At 71.8% G+C, this 4,494-nt stretch carries 3 protein-coding genes and 2 pseudogenes; 2 read left to right on the top strand and 3 right to left on the bottom strand.

Features of this window, described 5'->3' with window-relative positions; all coding sequences use genetic code 11:
* A pseudogene (locus tag ACPFP2_RS29720) lies at positions 1-309 on the bottom strand (hypothetical protein); the annotation flags it as partial.
* A 574-nt stretch (positions 310-883) separates the two neighbouring features.
* Positions 884-1,192 carry a MazG-like family protein gene (locus ACPFP2_RS29725; RefSeq protein WP_424093540.1) on the bottom strand — a complete coding sequence of 103 codons (309 nt, stop codon included), beginning with the start codon at positions 1,190-1,192 and terminating at the stop codon, positions 884-886.
* 114 nt (positions 1,193-1,306) lie between these two features.
* Here ACPFP2_RS29725 and gdhA point away from each other — a divergent pair, with 114 nt between their 5' ends.
* Positions 1,307-2,644: an NADP-specific glutamate dehydrogenase gene (gdhA, locus tag ACPFP2_RS29730; RefSeq protein WP_424093542.1), complete on the top strand. Its 1,338-nt coding sequence runs from the start codon at positions 1,307-1,309 to the stop codon at positions 2,642-2,644.
* A gap of 147 nt (positions 2,645-2,791) precedes the next feature.
* Positions 2,792-4,159, top strand: coding sequence for a hypothetical protein (locus tag ACPFP2_RS29735; protein ID WP_424093544.1), 1,368 nt, complete (start codon positions 2,792-2,794; stop codon positions 4,157-4,159).
* A 69-nt stretch (positions 4,160-4,228) separates the two neighbouring features.
* On the opposite strand, the pseudogene ACPFP2_RS29740 reads toward ACPFP2_RS29735, so the two are convergent.
* Positions 4,229-4,494: pseudogene (locus tag ACPFP2_RS29740) on the bottom strand (hypothetical protein); the annotation flags it as partial.

The following is a 4,494-nucleotide window of genomic DNA, read 5'->3' on the forward strand; positions in this document are numbered from 1 at the left end:
CTCCTGCAACGCCGTCGCGATCGACACCACCGCGGCCCGCTCGTCCATCCCGGCCTTCTTCGTCGCCGCGATGATCGCCTTGGTGTTGGCGACCTGCTCGTCGGTCAGGTCGACACGCGACTGCTCGCCCTGCACACCGTGCGGAATCAGCTTGCCCTTGTCCACACCCGACTTCTCCGCCATCACCGCGACGGTCTTGACGTCAGCCGGAGCGGCGTGGGCCTCGGTCACCGGGCCGGCGAACACGCCACCGGCAAAGGCCAGACCAGCAACACCCAGAACGCTCTTACGAATGATCGTGGTGTTCATCAGGAAGCTCCTTCACGGGGGTCGACACACACGCTCGATGGGGGCCGAGCACGTGCGGGCACCTCGACAGGCGCTCAAAGGGGGAAAGTCGATGCCCGGCTCCACGCAAACCCCGAGGGGTTCGCGGTCACGCCAAGCCGAGAGGCTCGCGGCGCCGGGACCATGTGTAACGACCGGCGGGCCACCACCATTCCCGGCCCGGGCACCACCCCGGGCCGACCCGATCGGGGCCTGGCAGCGGGGGCGTGCTGCTGCGGTCGTACACATGATGTAACGACCCCGCCCCCGCCACCATTCCACCACCACGGTGCCGCCGGTCACGGGACACCCGCACAGATCGGGCATGAACCGCACACCAGCACCACCACGGCAGTCGCCTGAACCGGACACCCGACCCGGACCGCTCACCACGCACACCGGTTCGGGGTGCTGTTGTTGGCGCCAGGGCAGCAACAACCGCACCCGAGGCCGGACACCCCCGCCCGCGTACCCGAAACGGACACGACGGACGCCGCACACACGGACGGCGCGCACCGCCAGCGGGTGAGCACGGCGGGCCTCGCGTGGGCGTGGGTCAGGTGATGCGGGAACGGACCTTGTCGGCGCAGGCGGTGACGACGGCCCGGGCGTCCAGGCCGAGGCTCTCGATGGCCACCAGGGCGGTGAGGACGACGTCGGCCAGTTCGGCGGCGACGTCCTCGCGGGTGTGCGTCACCCCCTTGCGGGGGTTCTGGCCGACCAGGCCGATCCACGCCCCGGCGACCTCCCCCGCCTCCTCGGTGAGCTTGAGGATCCGGCAGGTCAGCTCGGCCTGCCCGGTGCCGTTGGCGGCGTCCAGCCAGCCGCGCGAGGTACGGGCCGTGTCCCAGATCAACTCGTCCATCGGATCAGTGAACCGGACAGGGGTGACGATCCGTATCCGGGGGCGGTCGGCGGCACGACGTCGACCCGGTGGGGGCGACGCGGCCACCACCTGGACCGGAAGGGACGTGTGGTGATGCCGGAGGCCCCGGAGTCGGTGTACGCCAGTGTGGTCGCTCGGAACCCGGGCGAGCCGGAGTTCCACCAGGCGGTGCGGGAGGTGCTGGAGAGCATCGGCCCGGCCCTGGCCCGGCACCCCGAGTACGCGAAGGCGCGGATCATCGAGCGGATCTGCGAGCCGGAGCGGCAGATCATCTTCCGGGTGCCGTGGGAGGACGACCACGGTCGGGTCCGGGTCAACCGCGGTTTCCGGGTGGAGTTCAACAGCGCGCTCGGCCCGTTCAAGGGGGGCCTGCGCTTCCACCCGTCGGTCTACCTGGGGATCGTGAAGTTCCTCGGCTTCGAGCAGATCTTCAAGAACGCGCTCACCGGCCTGCCGATCGGCGGTGGCAAGGGCGGCGCGGACTTCGACCCGAAGGGCCGCTCGGACCGTGAGGTGATGCGCTTCTGCCAGAGCTTCATGACCGAGCTGTACCGGCACATCGGCGAGCAGACCGACGTCCCGGCCGGGGACATCGGGGTCGGCAGCCGGGAGATCGGCTACCTGTTCGGGCAGTACAAGCGGATCACCAACCGGTACGAGTCGGGAGTGCTGACCGGCAAGGGCCTGGCGTACGGGGGCGCGCAGGTGCGCACCGAGGCGACCGGGTACGGCGCGGTGTTCTTCGCCGAGGAGATGCTCAAGCAGACCGGGGACAGCCTCGACGGCAAGCGGGTGGTGGTCTCCGGGTCGGGCAACGTCGCCACGTACGCCATCGAGAAGGTGCACCAGCTCGGCGGGACGGTGGTGGCCTGCTCGGACTCCGACGGTTACGTGCTGGACGAGAAGGGCATCGACCTGGAGCTGCTGCGGGAGTTGAAGGAGCAGCGGCGCGCCCGCCTCGACGACTACGTGCGGCACGTGCCGCACGCGGTGGCGGTCTCCGGTCGTACCGTCTGGGAGGTCCCCTGCGACCTGGCCGTCCCCTGCGCGACGCAGAACGAGATCGGTGGGGCGGAGGCCGCGTCGCTGGTCGCCGGCGGTTGCGTGGCGGTGGTGGAGGGGGCGAACATGCCGACCACGCCGGAGGCGGTGCGCATCCTCGGCCGGGCCGGGGTGCGGTTCGCCCCGGGCAAGGCGGCCAACGCCGGCGGGGTGGCGGTGAGCGCCCTGGAGATGCAGCAGAACGCCAGCCGCGACTCGTGGACGTTCGTCCAGTCGGAGCAGCGGCTGCGGGAGACGATGCGGGACATCCACGCCCGCTGCTGGGCCACCGCGGAGGAGTACGGCCTGCCGGGCGACTACGTGGCCGGCGCGAACATCAACGGCTTCCGCCGGGTGGCGGAGGCGATGCTGGCGCACGGTCTGGTCTGAGGATCCCGACCGGGCGGCGCTGACCGGTCGGTCAGGTGGAGCATTGACAGCCCTCGCGGGGCGGGCCTAGCTTCAGTGCGCTACCGGCCGGTAGGCACCGTCCCGCCTGGCCGCCCTCGGGCGGCACCCGTCTCCGGGGGAGCATCGATGCTGTCCTCAACCACCCGTCTCACGCGCCGGCTGCTCGCCGTCGGCGCGTCCCTCGCCCTGACCGTCGGGCTCGCCGGCGCGGCGCCGGCCACCGCCGCCGACGGCGACGACGGCTCGCAGCCACTGCCCGGCTACACCATCAACAACCCACCCCTGGCCCCGCTCGTCGTGGGCGGCGCGCCGACCACGGTACGGCAGGGCGTGCACCGGCACGCCGGCTACATCGTCGAGGTGCCGGCCGCCTGGAACGGTGAACTCGTCATGTGGGCGCACGGCTACCGCGGCCAGACCACCGTGCTCTCCCCCGAGGCACCGGGCTTCGGCCTGCGGCAACGGCTGCTGGGCCAGGGGTACGCCTGGGCGTCGTCGTCGTACACCACCAACGGCTTCGACATCCGCTCCGGCGTGGTCAGCACCCGCGAACTGGCCGACCTGTTCGCCTCGACGGTCGAGCGTCCGAAGCGGACGTACGTGACCGGCGTGTCGATGGGCGGCTACGTCATCGGCCGCTCGCTGGAGCAGTACCCGGGCTACTACGACGGGGCGCTGCCGATGTGCGGGGTGCTCGGCGACCACGAGCTGCTCGACTTCTTCCTCGACTACAACCTGGTCGCGCAGGCGCTCGCCGGAGTGCGGGCGTACCCGACGCCGAGCGACTACCTCAGCAACGCGGTGCCCCGCATCCAGGTGGCGCTCGGCCTGGCCGGGCTCACCCCCACCGGGCCGGACACCACCAACGAGCGCGGCAAGCAGCTGCGGGAGATCACCGTCAACCGCTCCGGCGGGCCGCGCCCCGGCTCGGAGGCGGCCTTCGCGGTCTGGAAGGACTTCCTCTTCGCCATCAGCACCACCGACGGCGGGGACTCACCGGCGCAGCGGCCCGGGCAGCTCGCCATGAACCTGCTGACCCGCTACAGCCCGAACGGGCCGGTCGACGTCAACGCCACCGTGCAGCGGGTCGCGCCGGAGAACTTCCGGCAGCGGTTCTCCCCGGTGCTGACGGAGGTGCCACGCATCGCCGGCCGCCCCACCGCGCCGGTGCTCAGCCTGCACGGCCTGGGTGACCTGTTCGTGCCCTTCTCCATGGAGCAGGCGTACGCCCGGGACGCGGCGCGGCACGGTCGCAGCCGGCTGGTCGTCCAGCGGGCCGTCCGCGCCACCCAGCACTGCGAGTTCACCCCGGCCGAGGCCGGCGCCGCCTGGGACGACCTGGTCTCCTGGGTACGCGCCGGAGTCCGTCCCGCCGGCGACGCGGTCACCGATCCGAAGGCGGTCGCCGCGCCGGACTTCGGCTGCCGGTTCAGCGACCGGGCCGCGTACGACGCCGGCGCGGGCACCCGCCGGCTGTACGCGAAGTGCCCCTGACGGTCACCGGACACGCGGCTGGCCGGCACCCCGTTGTGGGGTGCCGGCCAGCATGCGTGTGTGGGTGGGTCAGCTGTTCCAGTGCTCGGCGACGAGGTCGGCGGCCTGCTGCTCCCACTGGGCGTAGTGGTCCGGGTAGGCCGAGACCTGCACGGTCTGGGCGGCCTTGGTCAGCGGCATGTCCTGCCAGCCGTCGACCTGCTTGAGGCCCTTGAGGAAGGCCAGGGTGGAGTACTCGGGGTCGGTGATCTGCTCGACCGTGCCCCAACCGCTGGAGGGGCGCTGCTGGAACAGGCCCTGCGAGTCGTGGTCGTTGCGGTCACCCAGGTGACCCA

The sequence above is a fragment of the Micromonospora citrea genome, from assembly GCF_049629545.1.
GTDB lineage: Bacteria > Actinomycetota > Actinomycetes > Mycobacteriales > Micromonosporaceae > Micromonospora > Micromonospora citrea_A.